The following is a 19,586-nucleotide window of genomic DNA, read 5'->3' as shown; positions in this document are numbered from 1 at the left end:
CTATAAGCATTCACAAATGAATGCATGGAATGTTTTTGTTGACCTTTGCTGACTATACGCCGCTAGGGAATTGCGTTGTTTTTCTCTGTTATGGGAGTCTAAAGCAAACGTTACTTTTTCTACTAATAGCTTCTCTGTTAATTCTTTTTCTAGGATCATAGTTCCCCCTTCTAAGACGTCTACAAAGAATTTAGCATTAACTTCCTGATGTCCATAAGCTCCTGGATAGGGAATTAAAATTCCGGGAACTTTTGCCCAAAGAATTTCTTCTAAAATTGTGGCTCCTGCCCTACTGATGACCAAATCTGCGGCAAGCAAGACATCTAGGAGTTGCTCTTCGAACGGCTTCACACAGCAGAGGACCTCTCCACGATTGTAAACATGTTGCACCTTCATAACATCACTTTTAGGTCCTACAATATGATGGACGTACATATTTGGGTACTTATTGACTAGCTTGACAAGAGCTTGGGGAACACAAGTATTTAATATCTGTGCTCCCTGAGAACCTCCAACAACACAGATTGTAGGGGTATGATTTGTACATCGCTTCATCATAGGGCTTCCTAAGGAGAAGCTTCGTTTAGGAAGGAAGACCTCTTCTGCGGGGCAGCGGAAGTGTTTAGTAACGGGGGAGAAATTCACTCCAATACCTCGAGCATAGCGGGAAAACAATTGATTTACTTTTCCAGGAACTAGATTTTGTTCGTGTAGAAATAAGGGAATTTTATGGGACAGTCCTGCGAGCAACACGGGAAGAGAGTGGTAGCTCCCAAATCCTATGACCAGGTCAGGGTCAAAAATTTTAAGTTCCTTTCTTGCTTTCAGGTATCCTGAACATAGAGAAAGGGTCCTGCTCATGATCTTTATGGGATTAAGGACTGTAGGAAGTCCTGAGGGGATTTCCCGATAGCTGATTCCCTGTTGCAAAGAAGGATGGTTCTTGAGACCTTTCCCTAGTAGTAATACGTCTATTCCTTCACGAGAAAAAGCTTCCTTTACCGAGAGAGCTGGGACAATGTGGCCTCCTGAACCTCCTACAGCCAAGGCTACTTTTCGAATTTTCTTCATCATATACCTTCAATAACAACGTGACTCCACACATATTTGCGATAAGAGAGGACCCTCCTTGGCTAAAAAAAGGAAGGTTGACTCCTTTACTAGGAAGCAGGCCTGAAACGACTCCTAAATTCATAAATGCTTGCATGCTAATAATCAAAGTAATGACCATTGCCAAAGCAGCACCTTCTAGTGATGATGCTTTTATAGCGATTGCATACCCTCCGTAAACAAAGCACATATACAAAAGTATGAGGACGAGCATACCTAAAAATCCGAACTCCTCAGCGTAGATTGCGGCAATATAGTCATTTTGGGCTTCTGGGAGGTAGGTAAGCTTCTGAAGGCTAGCTCCAGGACCTTTTCCTAGTAGCTTTCCAGATCCTGCGGCAATTTTGGCTTGATACGGCTGATGTCCTCTTCCTTTGATGTCGAGTTCAGGATGAAGGTAGACGTTTAAGCGGTAGCGAACATAGGGCATTCTATAAGCAAGGGCTCCTCCAGCTATGAGGACGCACAGAAGTGGTAGAAGCCAGTAGCGGAGGCGCACTGAGGTCATGATAAACACAGGAATCAGGGATGCTGAAATTACAGCAGCAGATCCGTTATCGGGTTCTATAGCAATCAAAAGAATCGGAATAAATAAAATTGCTGTAAGTTTAAGAAACATTTTCAGTTGTTTCTGATAGAGGGAAGAGAATGTAAGGAAATATAGAGCGACTATAGGGACGAGGTACTTGACAAATTCCGAAGGTTGAATCGTTAGCTGACCGAACCCCAACCAACGTCTTGCCCCATTACGGCATATCCCTAATCCTGGAATAAACACACAGATTAAGGCTAGGGCAGCTCCTGAAAGCAACACAGGACTGATTTTTAAGAAATCTCTCCATTCCATCATGTAGAGAAGCGATGCGACTCCCAAGCCAAGGATAAGATAGGTCACCTGGCGGATGAGAGCTTTATGTGTACTACATTCTAAAGAGCGGTCTAATACTTCTGCTGAAGAAGTATCAAAAACCATAATCAGCCCTAGAGAAAAGATTCCTAATAAACAGGAAATAACAAACCATTTCATGCTAAGGGACTGCTTAGATCAACGTATGCGCAACTGATCTCCAGGCTTAAGGCGCCGGGCTTTATATTCATCGAGATCATTCATTTTTAGCAAATCATCCAATCGAATATGGTTACGCAATGCTATTGTCCACGGGCTATCCCCTTCTTGGACGATATAATAATTTTCAGGGTTTGCGGTCTGTGTTTGAGGAGTTTTTTCGTTGCTGACATCTTGAGACGTAGGGACTTTGATGACCTGACCAATTTTAAGTTGGGTGGTGGTAAGATCATTGATCTGCATCAATTTTGCAACGGTAGTATGATTTGCTCTCGCAATGCGTTCGAGAAAATCTCCTTTTTTCACTACAACAGTAGCATAAGGAGCTTGTTCCTCTTTTACTGTCTCACGAACAGGCTGAGGCGGAACTGCCACAGTAGGCACTTCTGGGGTTTCGCTAACAACAGGCACGGGTGGTGTGGTTACAATAACCGGCTTACTTTCAATAAACTGTGCAGCTAGAGTCTCTTTAGCGATAGGACGGCTAGGCACTTCTGCGACTACAGGCTTTTCTATGACTTTTTCTTCTGAAACTACTGCTTGTGTAACCTTGCTAGAAGCAAAATTACGGAATCCCTCGTCATAGTCCTTGACGCCAATACGCTTTGATGTGACGAAAAGAGCCACAAGCAATATAGCATTCACTACGACAGCTGTTATTACCATGTCTCTACGATTCATATTTACCTCACTGCCTGCATTTCTCTGATCAACAGCTTAAAGTAAGCTCCGCGTTCTTTAAAACTTTGAAACTGATCAAAGCTTGCGCATCCTGGAGACAATAACACAGTATCTCCCTCTTGTGCTATAGTTTGAGCTATGGACACCGCTTCTTGTAAATCTTTAGAGAGCGTCAAAGGAATCTTTTCTGATAAGGCATCTGCTATTGTCTGTCGACACTCACCCATAGCAATGACATGTTTGGTTGTCTGGGACAATACAGAAGCTAAGGCAGGGAAATCTCCACCTTTATCTTTGCCACCCAAAATAACAATAACATCTTTCCCTACAGCCATAAGAGCCTTTTCTACTGCTGTCACGGTTGTGGCTTTGCTATCATTAATATAGTGCACGCCATCTTTTTTCCCAAGGTACTCTAGTCTATGGGCAGGTTTTTCAAATGTCCGAATTGCCTTCAGAAAACCTTCTGGAGAGACCCAACCAACTTCATTAGCCAAAGCATAAGCTGCGCAATAGTTATCCCTATCATGCAAGTATATTGGTTTTAATGCATCCCCTTTATCTAAAATCTCCTCAATTTCTTCAGAGTAAATTTGATAAGAATTCCCCAAGGAACACTCCTCCCACACCCAAAATGTTTTGTCCTGACGCAAGCATTTTTGGATGCGAAGTTTAGCATCAAAATAGGCATCTAAGTTGCGATGATAGTCCAGGTGGTTACGAGAAAAGTTCAAAAACACAGATCCAGAAAGTGCTGGGATATGTTCCTCTTGGGTTGCTAGCTGAAATGAGCTGATTTCTACAACACGAACTCCTGGTTGTCCCATGTGGTCTAGTATAGGCAAGCCGATATTGCCCATAGCTATAGCAGGGATCCCTAAAGTATTTAAGAGATGGGTAAGAAATAATGTCGTTGTTGTCTTGCCATTAGACCCTGTGATGCCAAAGGAGGGATATCTTTGAAATTCTGGTGTTTTCAAAGCAACTTGGATATCAGTAACGACAGGAATCTTAAGAGATACTGCTTGTTCTACCCACGGATGATACGGTTTGATTCCTGGAGAGCGGATCACAAGGTCGATATTCTCAGGAAACTCGCTAGCTCCCATGAGTAGCCTATCATGCAAATGGTCTACCGATATCAGAGATTCTAAAGAATTGTCTGCTCCTATGAGATAGTGTCCTTGCTGATATAAAAACCTTGCTACCGACTTTCCTGTGATTCCAGTCCCTAAAATAAGAATGCGCTGACACATATCTATCTCCATAAGACAGCCGCTATACCTAGACCTGCGCATACAAAACTAAAGATCCAAAAGCGCATGACGATTTTAGTCTCTGGGAGGCCCTGATATTCATAATGGTGATGCAATGGAGAGCATAAGAAAAGGCGTTTTTTCCTTAATCTACAACTAAGTACTTGTAGAATGACAGATCCCGCTTCAGCAACAAAAACTCCTCCGATCACGACTAGGATGCATTCTGCGCGCAGCATAACAGCGCAGCTCCCTAGCAGGCCCCCTAGAAGTAGTGACCCGGTATCTCCCATGAAGAGCTGGGCCGGGAAACCATTATACCATAAGAATCCGATACAAGCCCCTACAAGAGCAGCTAAAACATAAGCCACATCTTGAGCTATAGGAATTGTAGAACTTCTTAGAGCTACGAAAATAAAGCCCAGAGCAGCAAAGGACATGGTTCCTGCAGCAAGTCCATCCAAACCATCGGTAAGATTTACTGCATTGCTTGTCCCTATAATAGCGACAAGAGCGAGTCCTAAGCAAAAGACTTTTCCTAGCCAAAAGGGAAGAGAAAGCATCCCTTCCATAAAAGGGATCTTGAGAGTCCATAAGGGTTCGGTACTTCCGTAAATGTAAGGAAGAGCAATGAGTGTAAAAGCTGCAATGGCAATTTGGACCATGAACTTATGCTTTGCCTTCAGTCCATGTCCCTGTTTCCGTTTAATTTTTATTCTATCATCATACCAACCCAGACCTGCATAACATGTCAGGAGTATAATAAAGAACCATGTTGAAAATTTTCCCCAAGGCAACCAAACAAGTAAAGAAGCAATTAACGAGATAAAAAGTAAGACTCCTCCTCCCGTAGGAACCTCGGCTTTATCTTTGTGAAGCATTTCAAGTTTCTCACAGTATTCTTTGTGGATGTAATCACGATAATTTTTTCTTTTCAGCCATTTCATTACAGGAACACCCAGAGCTACTGTAAGCACAAGGGTGGTCATCCCTGTCAAAGCCAAAGAAAAAAATAGAGACTGTTTTAGAAACATTGGAATTAAGGGGATCATACTTGCTCCTAAGAAATTAAAAACAAGCTAATAAGGATTCGAGAGCGAGGGCACGAGAACCTTTCAGTAGAATCACGTCCCCATAGCGTGCCACTTGCTTCAAAATGTCTTTAACATCTTGAGCTGAGGAGAAAAAGCTCACTTCACAAGAATAGCTTTTTAAAACACTTTGAACTGGGATCCACTTTTCCCCAATAAAAAATATCATATCTCCTCGAGAAGCTGCTTTTTCAGCTACTAAAGCATGTCCTTCTTCTGAATACCTGCCTAATTCAGCCATATGGCCTAAAATTAAGATGATTTTCCCTCCATCACTTGGTAAAGGTAGAGCATCGAGAGCAGCGATCATAGCTTCTGGACATGCATTGTATGCATCGTTGATGACCTGCATTCCATTTCTCATGCTATGTTCAAAGCGCATAGGAGGCAACTTCAGTTCAGGTAGAGAGCGTATCACTCCCTCTTCTGGAACTTCTAAGATCCAAGAGAGTGCTACAGCAATTAATAAGTTGGTATATGCGGGCTTGTAAGAAAAAGCTATCGGAAGACAATAATTTTCTTCAGGAGTTTGGATGACTACAGAGTCTCCACTAATTGCCTTGTAGCAGAAATCTGCAAGGGGATCGTTAAAAGAAAAAGAAAATTTTTCGGCAGTAGGAGAACAGGACCTTAAATCTAGGTAATATGGAGAATCTTTGGGGAGCAGTTGTAGTTTACTTTTTTGTAGAATATAGCTTTTTTCTTTTAGGATCTCTTGGATGCCTTGGGGGAAATGCATCGCATGTTGGTCATTAATATGCGTGATCACTGCGATCTCTGGCTGGACGATCCGAAGGAGATCTTGCATATTTCCTGGTTCAGAGACCCCCATCTCTAAAATCATCACATCTTCGTCCCCTTCCGCCATCAAGAGGCTTAAAGGTACCGTCAACTGTGAATTATAACTTTTAGGGCTTGCGTGAGTTTTATAGATGGAGCTTAGGATTGTTTTTGAGAATTCTTTGGTTGTTGTTTTCCCTACAGATCCTGTGATTCCAACAAGGGTGCCTTGGAATAAATTGCATTGATTGGATCCTGCTTCTTGCAAAGCAGATTTCGTATCATCAACACGGATCAATTCTAGACCAAAGCTATCTCCTTGGTAGTCATGGGAAACCACGGCGGCAACAGCTCCTGCGGTTGCGGCATGTTTTAAAAATTGATGACCGTCTGTTGCATTTCCAGGAAGGGCAAAAAATAGATCCCCAGGCTGCACTTGCTGGCTATCTATAGCAAATCCTGTAATTTTTTTATCACACTTCGGACAAGAGACATCTGATAGCATCAGAGAGACCCAATCTTCAAGCAACATAGCTCGCATATAATTTTGCCTACAGCATCTATGGTTTTAGAAAGTCTGAACTCCCTACCAGAAGGATGGACCTACACTAAAAAGTACTATATTTAAAATGCAGACAAGAATGCAAGTACCCTTATTAGGTTGATTACATAACCTCTTTTTTAAGAGAACTAAAATGCAATTGCATCTCTCAAAAACGACTAAGATTTCCCTAGTCTCTAGAATTATGCGCACTTCTCGCTTACCATAAAATCTTCTTTCGCTTACACTAAGGATTCTCATCCTCCCCTTTGGTGGCATAGCCAAGCGGTAAGGCCGAGGCCTGCAAAGCCTCTATCCCCGGTTCGATTCCGGGTGCCACCTTTCCTACTGAAGGTATTGTGAACTAAAAAACGACTTGGTAGTGTAAAAATTTTACGTCTACTGGGGGTTTGCATGTCCGAACAGGAAAAATTATCTAATTACAATGCTGATAAAAAACTTTTTTCAGGGATAGATAAACTTTTCCAGATAGTAAAGGGATCGTATGGTCCCAAGCAATCCCTCTCCCCAACTTCTTTCTTTAAAGAGCGTGGCTTCTACGCTATTTCACAAACAGAACTTTCGAATTCCTATGAAAATCTCGGTGTAGATTTTGCGAAAGCTATGGTGAATAAAATTCATAAGGAACACAGCGACGGCGCGACTACTGGACTTATTTTACTCCATGCAATTTTACAGGAAAGCTATGCAGCTTTAGAAAAGGGAATCTCCACACACAAGCTCATTGCCTCTTTAAAATTGCAGGGAGAAAAGCTTCAGGAAGCCTTACAACAACAATCTTGGCCTATTAAAGATGCTCTAAAAGTTCGCAATATTATTTTTTCTTCTCTACACATGCCCACCATTGCCGATCATTTTTACAATGCTTTTTCTGTGGTAGGCCCTGAGGGTCTTATCTCCATCACTAAGGAGAGAGAAAACGACAAAACTTCCATGGATGTCTTTCAAGGATTTAAAATTCCTGCAGGGTATGCTTCGACGTATTTTGTTTCTGATACAGCGTCTCGTCTAACTAGAATTGCTCATCCTCTAATTCTGATCACAGATAGAAAGATCTCTATGATTCACTCCTTACTTCCCCTACTCCAAGAAATTTCAGAACAAAACCAGCACCTCATCATTTTCTGTGAAGATATCGATCCAGACGTACTTGCTACCCTTGTTGTTAACAAATTGCAAGGGCTCTTGCAAGTAACTGTAGTCACCATTCCTCAACTCTCTACTACAAATCAAGAATTAGCCGAGGATATTGCTTTATTTACTGGGACCCACATTTGTCCTTGCCAAGAAGCATCTCATGTTTTAGCTCCTGAGATGGTCACTTTAGGGTCCTGTCTATCTATAGAAATCTCAGAGTCACAAACGACACTCATTGGAGGCCTACATATCCCGGAAGTCCTGACCTTAAAGACGCGACAATTAGCAGAAGAAATACGCACGACCTCATGCCTTGAAACAAAAAAAAGGCTAATCAAAAGCACAAATAGGCTCCAAAGTTCGGTAGCCATTCTTCCTACTGATGAAGATAACGAACCTTTATATACCCTCGCTCTTAAGATTATGGAATCTGCTTTAAGTCGTGGGTATGTTCCTGGAGGAGGCGTTGCATTGTTCTATGCATCTTTAACTTTAGGGACTCCTAAAGATGATGCTGATGAGAATAGTATTGCAATTTCTCTCTTACAGAAGGCCTGTTGTGCTCCTCTGAAGCTCTTGGCAACCAATGCAGACTTGGATGGGGATGCCGTGATTGCTAAGCTCTCCTCACTTGGAACAACAAGCCTAGGAATCAGTGTGTTTTCTAGAGAAATTGAAGATCTTATTGCTGGTGGAATCTTAGATTCGTTAGCTACGACATCTACAATCCTAGCCCAAGCCTTAGATACAGCGATTCTCGTTCTCTCTTCTAAAATTTTAATTTTAGAAAATCAATATGAGATTTCTACGCTCTGATCTTCTCTTATAAAATTAATAAACCCCTTGGTATCAATCATTTGGGATAGCCCCTTAGAATCTTGACTCTAAGGGCTTCTCCTTAGAGATCGATCTTTGTTGTTAGAATTTTTCCCTAGATTCTAATACAGTAGATCAGAAAAACAAAAGTAACCCACGTCCTATGCAAGAAAAGCCCCGACATGTGCATCGTATTATTCACATTTCCGATGTACATTTTCATGTTCTCCCTGTCAATCCCGTGCACTGCTTTAATAAAAGGCTCAAAGGACTTCTGCGCAAGGTATTTGGGTTAGTCCATTTTCAAGCTACAACTATAGGGCAGCGTTTCCCTAAGGTAGTCCGATCTCTTGGAGCGGATAGCGTGTGCATCACGGGAGATTTCTCCCTCACGGCTATGGATGGAGAGTTCTTACTCGCTAAGCATTTCGTTGAAACTCTCGCTAAGCATTCCTCGGTTTACCTTTTGCCTGGCAACCACGATGTCTACACCCTGAAATCTCTTGCACAACAAACGTTTTACACCCACTTCCCAAATGACCAGCTCCAACAGAATAAGGTGTCCTTTCACAAGATCACTGATCATTGGTGGTTAATTTTATTAGATTGTTCTTGTTTGAATGGATGGTTTTCAGCAAATGGAGTGGTGCATTTAGCACAGATTTCGGCTATTGAAACCTTTTTGCTCTCTCTTTCCCCTGAAGAGAATGTCATCATTGCAAACCATTATCCTCTGCTCTCTTCACAAAATCCCAGTCATGATCTTATCAACAATACACATCTTCAAAACGTTTTGAAGAAATATCCCAAAGTACGCCTTTATCTACACGGTCACGAACACCAAGCTGCTGTTTACAATTGTGCGGACACTTCGCCCTCTTATATTCTCAATAGCGGGTCGATCTCTCTACCAACGAATTCACGTTTCCATGTTATAGACTTGTATCCTGAAAAATATCAGGTGCACACTATGATTTTGAAAAATCTCTTAGACTTTGATGCACCTTTAGAAATTGCTAATGAAGCAACTTGGGACTGTCAGAAGTTATAGAATGATGCAGGAAGATTCAGGTGACTAAACACCTTCTTCTAAAATCTTCTCTGCTATAGCTTGAAATAATTGAGGAGTTTCTACGCGCTCTTCTTTCTCTATCTCTCGGATAGACTCTGGCATAGCTACAAGCTTAGCAACCCAAGCTTTGCGCTTGTTCTTTTCATCAAGAACCCGAGACTTCTCTCTTAATTTTTTTAGCAATTGAGCTTCTTTAGATAGCTCTTTGATTTTCTTAGCTTCCATATTACGCACTGTAAAAAAGAAATACTTTTCCTACAACGGCAATCTATTTAGAAACTCGGGATTCGTAGCTTCCCGTACGAGTATCTACTTTGACCAATTCCCCTTCATCAATAAAGATAGGGACCATGATCTTAGCTCCTGTATTCGTCACGGCTGGCTTCAAAACACGCCCTGATGCTGTATCTCCACGCACTCCTGGAGCTGTTTCTGCAATGCTAAGCTCCATAAAAATAGGAGGCTCTACAGCAACCACATCCCCGTTATATAAAACTAGGGTGTAGATGGTATCTTCTAATAACCACTGTCTAATATTCTCGAGTTTCTCCCAGAAGACAACCTCCTGCTCAAAGGTCTCGTCATCCATAAACGTGGCCCCTTCTTGGTCAGTATACAGAAGGCGCATGGAGCGCTCTACGATATCTGCAGTCTCTACAGATTCTCCAGACTTATAGGTTCGTTCAATGACTCTGCCAGTTAAAAAATTTTTTACTTTGATTCTATTAAAAGCCTGGCCTTTTCCTGGCTTTACAAAATCATTTTGTAAAATCAAGTAGGGCTGACCATCAATTTCTATTCTTAATCCCACACGGAATTCACTAGTACTTACACGAACCATAAAGCAATCTATTTCTTAATTTTCTTCGATTTATGTTATCGAGCTTTTTCTCCTTTGTCCAGAAGAATGTACATCAGGAATCGAAGGACTCTCCTTCTATGTAAATGATTGCAGCTGTCCCTTATCAGAATTCTATCTTTTGATTTCTAGGATTTTTTTAATGACCGAGAAACGATAAGAATGCTAAGAATCTGAGAAGAAAACATTACAAAGGAGAGCGTGTGTCCAAACATACTTCTGAATCCAGGATTGCTCAAGATATGTTAGAACGTTATTCTGGCTCTAGCGTAAAGCAATTTTGTCCTTATCTCTTACTCACGAACTTCTCTTACTATATCCAAACCTTTGCAAAACTTCATGGGGTGCCCGTCTTTGAGGGTTCTATGTTTTCTGCTGCCCATGCTCCTCATCTTAAAACTTCAATTTTAGATTTTAAACTAGGGTCTCCAGGAGCTGCATTAACTATAGACTTATGTTCATTTCTTCCTGATCTCAAAGCAGCGCTTATGTTAGGAATGTGTGGGGGCTTACGCTCTCATTATCAGGTTGGAGATTACTTTGTCCCCGTAGCTAGCATACGTGGAGAGGGTACTTCAGACGCCTATTTCCCTCCTGAAGTTCCGGCTCTTGCAAATTTTGTTGTACAGAAAGCAACAACTGAAGTTTTAGAAGATAAGAAGGCAAACTACCATATTGGCATTACCCACACGACCAACATTCGCTTTTGGGAATTTAACAAAAAATTTAGAAAAAAACTGTACGAAACCAAAGCTCAATCCGCTGAAATGGAGTGTGCGACACTTTTTGCTGCCGGATACCGTAGAAACCTGCCCATTGGAGCGTTATTATTGATTTCAGATCTTCCCTTAAGGAAGGAGGGAATCAAAACGAAGTCCAGTGGGAACTTCATCTTTAATACTTATACGGAAGACCACATCTTAACAGGACAAGAAGTCATAGAGAACCTTGAAAAAGTCATGCTAAAACGAGCAGCTTCTGACCATAAGAAGGATCAACAGTATCGAGGATTACCTCATATGGAAGTTGGAGAAGCCGATGACACTATGGCTAGCGGCTCTGAAACTTCCGACAGTGACTATTGAGAGAGAATCCTCTGAAGGATTTGCTCTGTAGTAAAGCCACATTCTTCTGATACATCATCAGAAGCTCCTGAGTATCCGAATCTATCCATAGCGATAGCTAAACCTTCAGATCCGATATACTTATACCACCCCAAAGCAGATCCTGCTTCTATAGAGACACGAATTCCAAGATCTCCGCCTACAATACTCTGTTTGTAGTCCACATCTTGAGCTTCAAAAAGCTCCCAACAAGGGAAAGAAACTACACGCACTTGCTTATCCAAGTGTTCGAGTTCTTTAGCTACAGAAAGAGCTAAAGAAACTTCTGACCCTGTAGCGAAGAGAGTATAGTCTGGTTTTTCTCCTGACTCTTTTAAGACAATATAAGCACCACGACCTACACCATCTTTAAAAGGCCGATGCGCAGCAGGCAGTGTGGGCAATGCTTGTCGCGACAAGACAATGACTGTAGGACCTGTGTGCTTTAATCCTGCAATCCACGCTCCTCTAACTTCATTAGCATCGGCAGGACGTATTACATACAATCCAGGGATCGCGCGCAAAGACATCAATTGTTCCACAGGCTGATGCGTAGGTCCATCTTCTCCAACAAATATAGAATCATGGGTAAATTGATAGATGACTGGTAATTTAGATAATGCGGCCAAGCGAATTGCATTACGCATATAGTCAGAAAAAACTAAAAATGTTCCACCAAAAGGACGAAATACCTGGCTATAAGCTAAACCATTCATGATTGTGGCCATACCAAACTCACGAACGCCGTATTTAATGTTCCTTCCAGAGAAGTCATACGTATGGATGACTTTCTCATTCGCAATCCAAGTTCCATCTGAGCTTGAAAGATCTGCGGACCCTCCAATCAAATAAGGAATGTGCTGTACTAATACTTGGATCAGTTTATTTGAAGCAGCCCGGCCAGCTATAGAGTCTGGCATTTCTACACTCTGCACCAAGGATTCTAAGTTTTTAGGTAACTTATGAGAGGTCAACGCAACGAATTCTTCGTGTAATTCTGGGAACTGTTTTGACCAAACACGAACTTCATCCAGCCATTGCTCCTGTGCTTTTCGATCTTCTTGTATTTTATGAGCAAAGAAGTTCTTTACTGCAGGAGGGACAAAAAACTTTTCTTCAGGGAGATGCCAAAACTGTTTTGTTTCATGAGTCCCTTCGACTCCTAAAGGAGAACCATGAGCCTTATTTGTCCCTTCCTTAGGCGAACCATGACCAATAATTGTATGTGCAATCACTAATACAGGACGTTCCTGCCCCCGTTTGATGCTCGAGAATGTCTCATGAATATGGGTAAAATCATACCCATCAATTTCATATACATCCCAGCCATAGGCTTCAAAACGTTTTTTTGTATCCTCAACACTAATTTCATTAAGATATCCATCGAGAACAACATTATTGTAGTCATAGATGACCACAAGATTATTTAAATTTAAAGAGCCTGCAAAGCTACAAACTTCGTGGCTGACTCCCTCCATAAAACAGCCATCCCCTGCCAAACAATAGATTTTTCCGTTAAAAATCTCATGTCCTGGGCGATTGAATCGGGATTCCAACATCTTCATAGAGAGCGCCATGCCGACAGCATTGCCTAATCCCTGTCCCAGAGGACCTGTCGTTGCTTCGACTCCCACAGTTTCGCCGTACTCGGGATGCCCGGGAGTTCGGGAGTGAAGCTGGCGAAATTCCTGAAGATCCTCTAAGGAAACATCAAATCCGGCAAGATGCAAACAAGAATAGAGAAGAACAGATCCATGACCTGCTGACAAGACAAACCGATCCCTATTAATCCAATGGGGATCACGTGGATTTTGCCGCAGGACATAACCATATAAATAGGCAGCAAGTTCTGCGCATCCTAGGGGAAGTCCTGGATGACCAGAAGAGGCCTTTTGGATGGATTCAATACTAATTTGTTTAATAGCCCCAGCAATTTTTCCTAAAATACCAATATCTAATTCTTTATTGATCATAAGTAAACCCTGGAGACCTTCTATGTAAAAGCAGCAACTATAGGAAATCCCCAAGCAAAAAGCAAGGAACTCTTACCTTGTAATTCTTTCAAAAACAAATGAATTTTCGATCAAATCTCAATAATAAACAGGAAAGTTTTTTAACTAAAAATTAGGGATAGAGACGAAAATAAAGAACTCTCCTATAATGGCAAGGAATCTGCAAAACCGCTGCCGTTGAGAGTTCTTTTTCATGTTAAGCAATACTATTCGCTCCAATTTTTTAAAATTCTATGCTAACCGCCACCATACCATTCTTCCCTCTTCTCCAGTATTTCCTCACAATGATCCCTCGATCCTTTTTACGAATGCAGGAATGAATCAGTTTAAGGATATTTTCCTAAATAAAGAGAAGGTGAGCTACTCTCGAGCCACAACATCGCAGAAATGTATTCGAGCTGGAGGGAAACACAACGACCTAGATAATGTGGGTCATACTTCAAGGCACCTCACCTTCTTCGAGATGTTAGGGAATTTTTCTTTCGGAGACTACTTTAAAGCAGAGGCGATTGCCTTTGCTTGGGAAGTCTCTTTATCTGTTTTTAATTTTAATCCCGAAGGGATTTACGCTACCGTACATGAAAAAGACGATGAAGCATTTGCTCTTTGGGAAGCATATCTTCCTACAGATCGTATTTTCCGTCTTACAGACAAAGACAACTTCTGGAGCATGGCAAACACAGGCCCCTGTGGCTATTGTTCCGAGCTCCTCTTTGATCGTGGCCCCAGTTTTGGAAACGCCTCTTCTCCCCTTGACGATACTGATGGAGAGCGTTTCTTAGAATATTGGAATTTAGTCTTCATGGAATTCAATCGTACCAGCGAAGGCTCTTTACTTGCTTTACCTAATAAACATGTGGATACAGGAGCTGGTCTAGAGAGACTTGTCTCTTTAATTGCTGGGACGCACACTGTTTTTGAAGCGGATGTGTTGCGCGAGCTGATTGCAAAGACTGAGCAGCTCTCTGGGAAAGTCTATCATCCCGATGATAGTGGTGCAGCTTTCCGGGTAATTGCGGATCATGTACGTTCTTTATCTTTTGCTATCGCTGATGGTCTCCTTCCAGGAAACACTGAGCGAGGCTATGTTCTAAGAAAAATTTTGAGACGATCCGTAAACTATGGACGGCGTTTAGGGTTTCGCAATCCCTTCTTAGCAGAAATTGTTCCCTCATTAGCAGATGCTATGGGAGAGGCCTACCCTGAATTAAAGAATTCGCTATCCCAAATTCAAAAAGTACTCACTTTAGAAGAAGAAAGTTTCTTTAAAACTCTTGACCGTGGAGGAAACCTTCTACAGCAAGTTTTGAAAAGTTCTTCTTCCTCCTCTTGCATTTCAGGTGAAGATGCTTTCAAGCTCAAAGATACCTATGGCATGCCCATTGATGAGATTTCTTTGTTAGCTAAAGATTACGACTATAGTGTCGACATGGATACCTTCCATAAGTTAGAGCAAGAAGCTAAAGAACGTTCTAGAAAAAACGTAGTTCAATCCCAAGGGACTTCGGAATCTATCTACAATGAACTACATTTAACTTCAGAATTTATAGGGTATGATCATCTCTCTTGTGATACGTTCATCGAAGCTATCATTTCTAAAGATCACATAGTTTCTTCGCTTCAAGAGAAGCAAGAGGGTGCTATTGTATTAAAAGTTTCTCCTTTTTATGCAGAAAAAGGGGGACAAGTTGGAGATTCTGGGGAGATCTTTTGTAGTGAGGGGACCTTTATTGTTACCCATACGACATCTCCAAAAGCCGGGTTAATCGTACATCATGGAAGAATTTCCCAAGGAAGTCTGACTGTAGAAGCTGCAGTGACTGCTCAGGTAAATCGTTATCGTAGAAAGAGGATTGCCAACAATCACACTGCCTGCCACCTATTACACAAAGCTTTAGAAATCACTTTGGGTGATCACATCCGTCAAGCAGGCTCCTATGTTGACGATACAAAAATTCGTTTAGACTTTACTCACCCCCAGGCAATTTCACCTGAAGATCTTCTTTGTATTGAGACTCTAGTCAATGAAAGTATCCGGGAGAATGAGCCTGTAGATATTCGTGAAGCTCTCTATTCTGATGTGATGAACTCATCAGAAATCAAGCAATTCTTCGGGGATAAGTATAGCGATGTGGTTCGTGTAGTTTCTGCAGGGCACTCTCATGAACTTTGTGGAGGCACGCATGCGGAAGCTACTGGGGATATCGGATTCTTCCGGATTACCAAAGAACATGCTGTGGCCATGGGCATCCGCCGTATTGAGGCGGTCACTGGAGAAAAAGCCGAAGCTACAGTACACCAACAAAGCGAAGTATTAGAAGAGATTGCTACGCTATTACAAGTCCCTAGGGATCAGATTGTCTCCAGGCTAACTGCAACTTTAGATGAGCGCAAACAACAAGACAAACGGTTAAATGAGTTAGAAAACAGTCTGATTCAGACAAAATTAGACAAGTTAATCCACAATTGTCATCAACGTCAAGGAATCACTTGCCTCGTGCATCATCTCGCAGAACATGAGAACCACCGTTTGCAGCAGTACGCACAATGTTTGCATCAAAGGATTCCAGAAAAACTAATTTCTCTGTGGACAACAGAGAAAAATGGGAAATATATTGTACTATCTCGAGTCTCTGACGACCTTATCACACAAGGCGTCCATGCTCAGGATTTATTGAAAGCTGTTCTTACTCCTTGCGGTGGTCGCTGGGGAGGAAAAGATCAATCGGCCCAAGGTAGTGCTCCCGCTCTCCCAGCAACAGAAGTATTAAATGAAACTTTATGGCAATGGATTTCAACCCAGTTAATTTAGATTTTTCTATTTCCAAAGAATTCAAAGAGGAAACACTTCCTTTACTATTAGAAAATATTCATCCAGGAGCCACGGCATTCCTTGCAGCAAAGATGTTTCATGACTGTCGTGCTTCTGTAATTATGATTACGACACCCGCACGTCTTGATGATCTCTTTGAAAATTTAAGGACCTTTTTAGACCAAGCTCCTGTAGAATTTCCCTCTTCTGAAATTGATCTCTCTCCAAAATTAGTGAACATAGATGCTGTGGGGAAGCGAGATCATCTTCTTTACAGCTTGAATCAGCACAGGGCTCCTATATTCTGTGTCACTACATTAAAAGCTCTTTTAGAAAAAACCCGTTCTCCACAAGCTACAAGTCAACAACATCTTGATCTCGCAGTTGGAGATGTCTTAGATCCAGAAGCAACTACGGAACTCTGTAAAAGTTTAGGATATTCTCAGGTCATGCTAACTAGCGAAAAGGGAGAATTTTCTTGTCGCGGAGGAATTGTTGATATTTTCCCGTTATCCTCGCCAGAGCCTTTTAGGATAGAATTTTGGGGAGAGAAGATCATTTCTATCAGATCTTACAATCCTTCGGATCAGCTATCGACAGGAAAAGTCTCTAAAATTTCTATCTCTCCAGCGTACACAGAAGAGGCCTCTGGAGGAAACTATTCTCATTCACTATTAGACTATTTCAGCACCCCTCCTCTCTATCTCTTTGATAACTTAGAAATTCTAGAAGATGACTTTGCGGATATTTCTGGAACACTTTCGTCCCTTCCAGATAGATTTTTCTCTATTGGCACTCTCTACGATCGCATTTCAACGTCTAATCAAGTTTATTTCTCGGAGACTCCGTTTCCTAACGTCAAGAATCTCAAGGAAAACCGCGTCATCATCGAAGCATTTCACCGAAACATGGAAGCGAGTCGCCAAGCGATTCCTATACTGTATCCTGAGCAAATTATTCAGAACGATGAGAATCCCCTACTTGCTTTCCTACAGCATCTTCAAGAATATATGCCTCCTCATGGAAAGCCCTTAAAATTAGCCATCTACAGCACAAAAACGAAATCTTTAAAAGAGGCCCGTGCTCTAGCAGAGACTGTAGCTCGTGGGGATGTGGAAATCTATGAAAAAACAGGGAATCTAACTTCCAGCTTTGCATTAGTAAACGAAGCCTTTGCAGCGATTTCCCTATCCGAGTTTGCTTCTACAAAAGTATTGCGTAGGCAAAAACAACGCACTCACTTTTCAGTGACTACTGAAGAAGTTTTTGTTCCGATTCCAGGAGAGACTGTTGTCCATATTCATAATGGAATTGGAAAATTCCTAGGAATAGAAAAAAAACCGAACCATCTGAATATTGAAACGGATTATCTTGTTTTAGAATATGCAGATAAAGCTCGGCTTTATGTTCCTTCGAACCAAGCCTATCTGATCTCTCGGTATGTTGGGACTTCTGATAAAGCTGCCGATCTCCATCATTTAAATAGTTCGAAATGGAAGCGCTCTAGAGATCTTACTGAAAAATCTTTGATTGTCTACGCAGAGAAGCTCTTACAGTTAGAAGCACAACGTTCGACAACTCCTGCTTTTGTGTACCCTCCTCACGGAGAGTCCGTAATCAAGTTTGCGGAAACGTTTCCCTATGAAGAAACCCCCGATCAGTTAAAGACTATTGATCAGATTTACAATGACATGATGTCTCCAAAACTCATGGATAGATTAATTTGCGGAGATGCTGGCTTTGGGAAAACTGAAGTCATCATGCGGGCTGCTGTCAAGGCTGTTTGCGATGGCCATCGACAAGTCATTGTTATGGTTCCCACAACGATTTTAGCAACTCAGCACTATGAAACTTTTAAAGAAAGAATGGCGGGATTGCCGATCGAAATTGCTGTGCTTTCACGTTTCTCCCAAGCCAAAGTGCAAAAACTCATCTGTGAGCAAGTAGCTTCAGGACAAATTGACATTATCATTGGAACTCACAAACTCATTAACAAAAGCCTAGAGTTTAAGAACCCTGGTTTATTAATTATTGATGAAGAACAACGCTTTGGAGTTAAAGTTAAGGACAATCTGAAGGAGCGCTATCCCATGATTGACTGTCTTACAGTATCTGCGACTCCCATCCCAAGGACATTGCACATGTCTCTATCAGGAGCTCGTGATCTATCTGTGATTGCCATGCCTCCCTTGGATAGGTTGCCTGTAAGTACTTTTGTCATGGAGCATAATACAGAAACATTGACAGCGGCTTTAAGGCACGAGCTCCTTCGAGGAGGACAAGCCTATGTCATTCATAATCGGATTGAGAGCATCTATACTCTTGCTGAGACCATTCGCAATCTGATTCCTGAGGCTCGTATTGGCGTAGCTCATGGTCAAATGGGAGCTGAGGACCTCTCTAATATCTTTACGAAATTCAAAAATCAGAAAACCGACATCCTCGTTGCTACTGCACTGATAGAAAACGGGATTGATATTCCAAACGCCAATACCATTTTGATAGATCATGCCGATAAGTTTGGAATGGCGGATTTATATCAAATGAAGGGACGTGTCGGGCGATGGAATAAAAAGGCCTATTGTTATTTTCTAGTTCCTCACTTAGACAGGTTGTCTGGGCCAGCAGCGAAGCGACTCGCTGCTTTAAATAAGCAGGAATATGGAGGGGGAATGAAGATTGCCCTCCATGATTTAGAAATCCGCGGTGCAGGGAATATTCTAGGAACCGATCAGTCGGGACATATCGGAACTATAGGGTTTAATTTGTATTGCAAATTACTAAAAAAAGCTGTTTCAGCTTTAAAAAAACACACGTCCCCCCTACTTTTCAACGACGATGTGAAAATAGAATTTCCTTACAATTCGCGTATTCCTGATACTTACATCGAAACTGGATCGATGCGCATTGAGTTTTACCAAAAGATTGGTAATGCTGAAAGCTCTGAAGAGCTTACCGCAATACAAGAAGAAATGCGAGATCGCTTTGGCCCATTACCTCAAGAGATCTGCTGGCTTTTTGCCCTTGCTGAAATACGCCTATTTGCTTTGCAGCATGGCATTTCTAGCATTAAGGGAACTGCGAATGCTTTATATGTGCAAAAATGCCTTAGCAAATCTGAACAGACAAAGAAAACCTTGCCCTATGCTCTATCTCCAACTCCTGAACTTCTAGTCAAAGAAGTCATTGAGTCCATAGAAAGGGGCTTCTTAATCAACGCTTCATAATT

The 19,586-nt window shown here is 41.7% G+C and carries 14 protein-coding genes and 1 tRNA gene; 6 read left to right on the top strand and 9 right to left on the bottom strand.

The window, feature by feature from the left end:
* Genes murG through CPB_RS04655 form a run of 6 tightly spaced genes read right to left on the bottom strand, consistent with a single transcriptional unit; the run spans position 1 to position 6,525 of the window.
* The gene (gene murG / locus CPB_RS04680; RefSeq protein ID WP_010883539.1) at positions 1 to 1,074 is read right to left on the bottom strand and encodes an undecaprenyldiphospho-muramoylpentapeptide beta-N-acetylglucosaminyltransferase; all 1,074 of its coding nucleotides are present in this window, start codon (positions 1,072 to 1,074) and stop codon (positions 1 to 3) included.
* Positions 980 to 2,137, bottom strand: coding sequence for a putative lipid II flippase FtsW (gene ftsW / locus CPB_RS04675; protein ID WP_010883538.1), 1,158 nt, complete (start codon positions 2,135 to 2,137; stop codon positions 980 to 982). The genes murG and ftsW overlap by 95 nt, the downstream gene beginning before the upstream one ends.
* An 18-nt stretch (positions 2,138 to 2,155) precedes the next feature.
* Entirely contained in the window at positions 2,156 to 2,857 is a 702-nt protein-coding gene (locus CPB_RS04670; RefSeq protein WP_010883537.1) for a LysM peptidoglycan-binding domain-containing protein, read from the bottom strand.
* Between the two features lie 2 nt (positions 2,858 to 2,859).
* Positions 2,860 to 4,113, bottom strand: coding sequence for a UDP-N-acetylmuramoyl-L-alanine--D-glutamate ligase (gene murD, locus CPB_RS04665; RefSeq protein ID WP_010883536.1), 1,254 nt, complete (start codon positions 4,111 to 4,113; stop codon positions 2,860 to 2,862).
* 2 nt (positions 4,114 to 4,115) lie between these two features.
* Positions 4,116 to 5,147 carry a phospho-N-acetylmuramoyl-pentapeptide-transferase gene (gene mraY / locus CPB_RS04660; protein ID WP_404987436.1) on the bottom strand — a complete coding sequence of 344 codons (1,032 nt, stop codon included), beginning with the start codon at positions 5,145 to 5,147 and terminating at the stop codon, positions 4,116 to 4,118.
* A gap of 34 nt (positions 5,148 to 5,181) precedes the next feature.
* A complete protein-coding gene (locus CPB_RS04655; RefSeq protein WP_010883534.1) occupies positions 5,182 to 6,525 on the bottom strand; it encodes a UDP-N-acetylmuramoyl-tripeptide--D-alanyl-D-alanine ligase in 1,344 nt (447 codons plus the stop codon).
* A gap of 271 nt (positions 6,526 to 6,796) precedes the next feature.
* Here CPB_RS04655 and CPB_RS04650 point away from each other — a divergent pair.
* The 3 genes from CPB_RS04650 (at position 6,797) to CPB_RS04640 (ending at position 9,550) form a co-directional block, all read left to right on the top strand.
* A tRNA-Cys gene (locus CPB_RS04650) sits at positions 6,797 to 6,867 on the top strand.
* Positions 6,868 to 6,939: 72 nt separating this feature from the next.
* Entirely contained in the window at positions 6,940 to 8,499 is a 1,560-nt protein-coding gene (gene groEL3 / locus CPB_RS04645; protein ID WP_010883533.1) for a variant chaperonin GroEL3, read from the top strand.
* A 163-nt stretch (positions 8,500 to 8,662) separates the two neighbouring features.
* Complete coding sequence (locus CPB_RS04640) at positions 8,663 to 9,550, top strand: metallophosphoesterase (protein WP_010883532.1); 888 nt, start codon at positions 8,663 to 8,665, stop codon at positions 9,548 to 9,550.
* A gap of 24 nt (positions 9,551 to 9,574) precedes the next feature.
* On the opposite strand, the gene CPB_RS04635 is transcribed toward CPB_RS04640, so the two are convergent.
* Positions 9,575 to 9,796 carry a hypothetical protein gene (locus CPB_RS04635; RefSeq protein WP_010892234.1) on the bottom strand — a complete coding sequence of 74 codons (222 nt, stop codon included), beginning with the start codon at positions 9,794 to 9,796 and terminating at the stop codon, positions 9,575 to 9,577.
* 43 nt (positions 9,797 to 9,839) lie between these two features.
* Entirely contained in the window at positions 9,840 to 10,412 is a 573-nt protein-coding gene (gene efp / locus CPB_RS04630) for an elongation factor P (protein WP_010883530.1), read from the bottom strand.
* Positions 10,413 to 10,672: 260 nt separating this feature from the next.
* Between efp and CPB_RS04625 the strand changes: the two genes are divergently transcribed.
* Entirely contained in the window at positions 10,673 to 11,515 is an 843-nt protein-coding gene (locus tag CPB_RS04625; protein WP_042254191.1) for an AMP nucleosidase, read from the top strand.
* Here the strand turns inward: CPB_RS04625 and tkt are convergent.
* A complete protein-coding gene (tkt, locus tag CPB_RS04620; protein WP_041466970.1) occupies positions 11,509 to 13,506 on the bottom strand; it encodes a transketolase in 1,998 nt (665 codons plus the stop codon). The genes CPB_RS04625 and tkt overlap by 7 nt on opposite strands.
* A 232-nt stretch (positions 13,507 to 13,738) precedes the next feature.
* Here tkt and alaS point away from each other — a divergent pair, with 232 nt between their 5' ends.
* Entirely contained in the window at positions 13,739 to 16,357 is a 2,619-nt protein-coding gene (gene alaS / locus CPB_RS04615; RefSeq protein ID WP_010883527.1) for an alanine--tRNA ligase, read from the top strand.
* Positions 16,333 to 19,584: a transcription-repair coupling factor gene (gene mfd, locus CPB_RS04610; RefSeq protein WP_172643918.1), complete on the top strand. Its 3,252-nt coding sequence runs from the start codon at positions 16,333 to 16,335 to the stop codon at positions 19,582 to 19,584. Before alaS ends, mfd begins: the two co-directional genes overlap by 25 nt.
* The last annotated feature ends 2 nt before the right edge of the window (positions 19,585 to 19,586 follow it).

This window comes from Chlamydia pneumoniae TW-183 (assembly GCF_000007205.1).
GTDB classification, from domain to species: domain Bacteria; phylum Chlamydiota; class Chlamydiia; order Chlamydiales; family Chlamydiaceae; genus Chlamydia; species Chlamydia pneumoniae.
This window is presented reverse-complemented; position numbering and strand designations above follow the sequence as displayed.

Coding starts and splice junctions, on each gene's coding strand:
- mraY (WP_404987436.1), bottom strand. CDS start 5,147: ATGTTTCTAAAACAGTCTCTATTTTTTTCTTTGGCTTTGACAGGGATG.
- ftsW (WP_010883538.1), bottom strand. CDS start 2,137: ATGAAATGGTTTGTTATTTCCTGTTTATTAGGAATCTTTTCTCTAGGG.
- tkt (WP_041466970.1), bottom strand. CDS start 13,506: ATGATCAATAAAGAATTAGATATTGGTATTTTAGGAAAAATTGCTGGG.
- CPB_RS04670 (WP_010883537.1), bottom strand. CDS start 2,857: ATGAATCGTAGAGACATGGTAATAACAGCTGTCGTAGTGAATGCTATA.
- CPB_RS04625 (WP_042254191.1), top strand. CDS start 10,673: ATGTTAGAACGTTATTCTGGCTCTAGCGTAAAGCAATTTTGTCCTTAT.
- CPB_RS04635 (WP_010892234.1), bottom strand. CDS start 9,796: ATGGAAGCTAAGAAAATCAAAGAGCTATCTAAAGAAGCTCAATTGCTA.
- groEL3 (WP_010883533.1), top strand. CDS start 6,940: ATGTCCGAACAGGAAAAATTATCTAATTACAATGCTGATAAAAAACTT.
- efp (WP_010883530.1), bottom strand. CDS start 10,412: ATGGTTCGTGTAAGTACTAGTGAATTCCGTGTGGGATTAAGAATAGAA.
- CPB_RS04655 (WP_010883534.1), bottom strand. CDS start 6,525: ATGCGAGCTATGTTGCTTGAAGATTGGGTCTCTCTGATGCTATCAGAT.
- alaS (WP_010883527.1), top strand. CDS start 13,739: ATGTTAAGCAATACTATTCGCTCCAATTTTTTAAAATTCTATGCTAAC.
- murD (WP_010883536.1), bottom strand. CDS start 4,113: ATGTGTCAGCGCATTCTTATTTTAGGGACTGGAATCACAGGAAAGTCG.
- murG (WP_010883539.1), bottom strand. CDS start 1,074: ATGATGAAGAAAATTCGAAAAGTAGCCTTGGCTGTAGGAGGTTCAGGA.
- CPB_RS04640 (WP_010883532.1), top strand. CDS start 8,663: ATGCAAGAAAAGCCCCGACATGTGCATCGTATTATTCACATTTCCGAT.
- mfd (WP_172643918.1), top strand. CDS start 16,333: ATGGATTTCAACCCAGTTAATTTAGATTTTTCTATTTCCAAAGAATTC.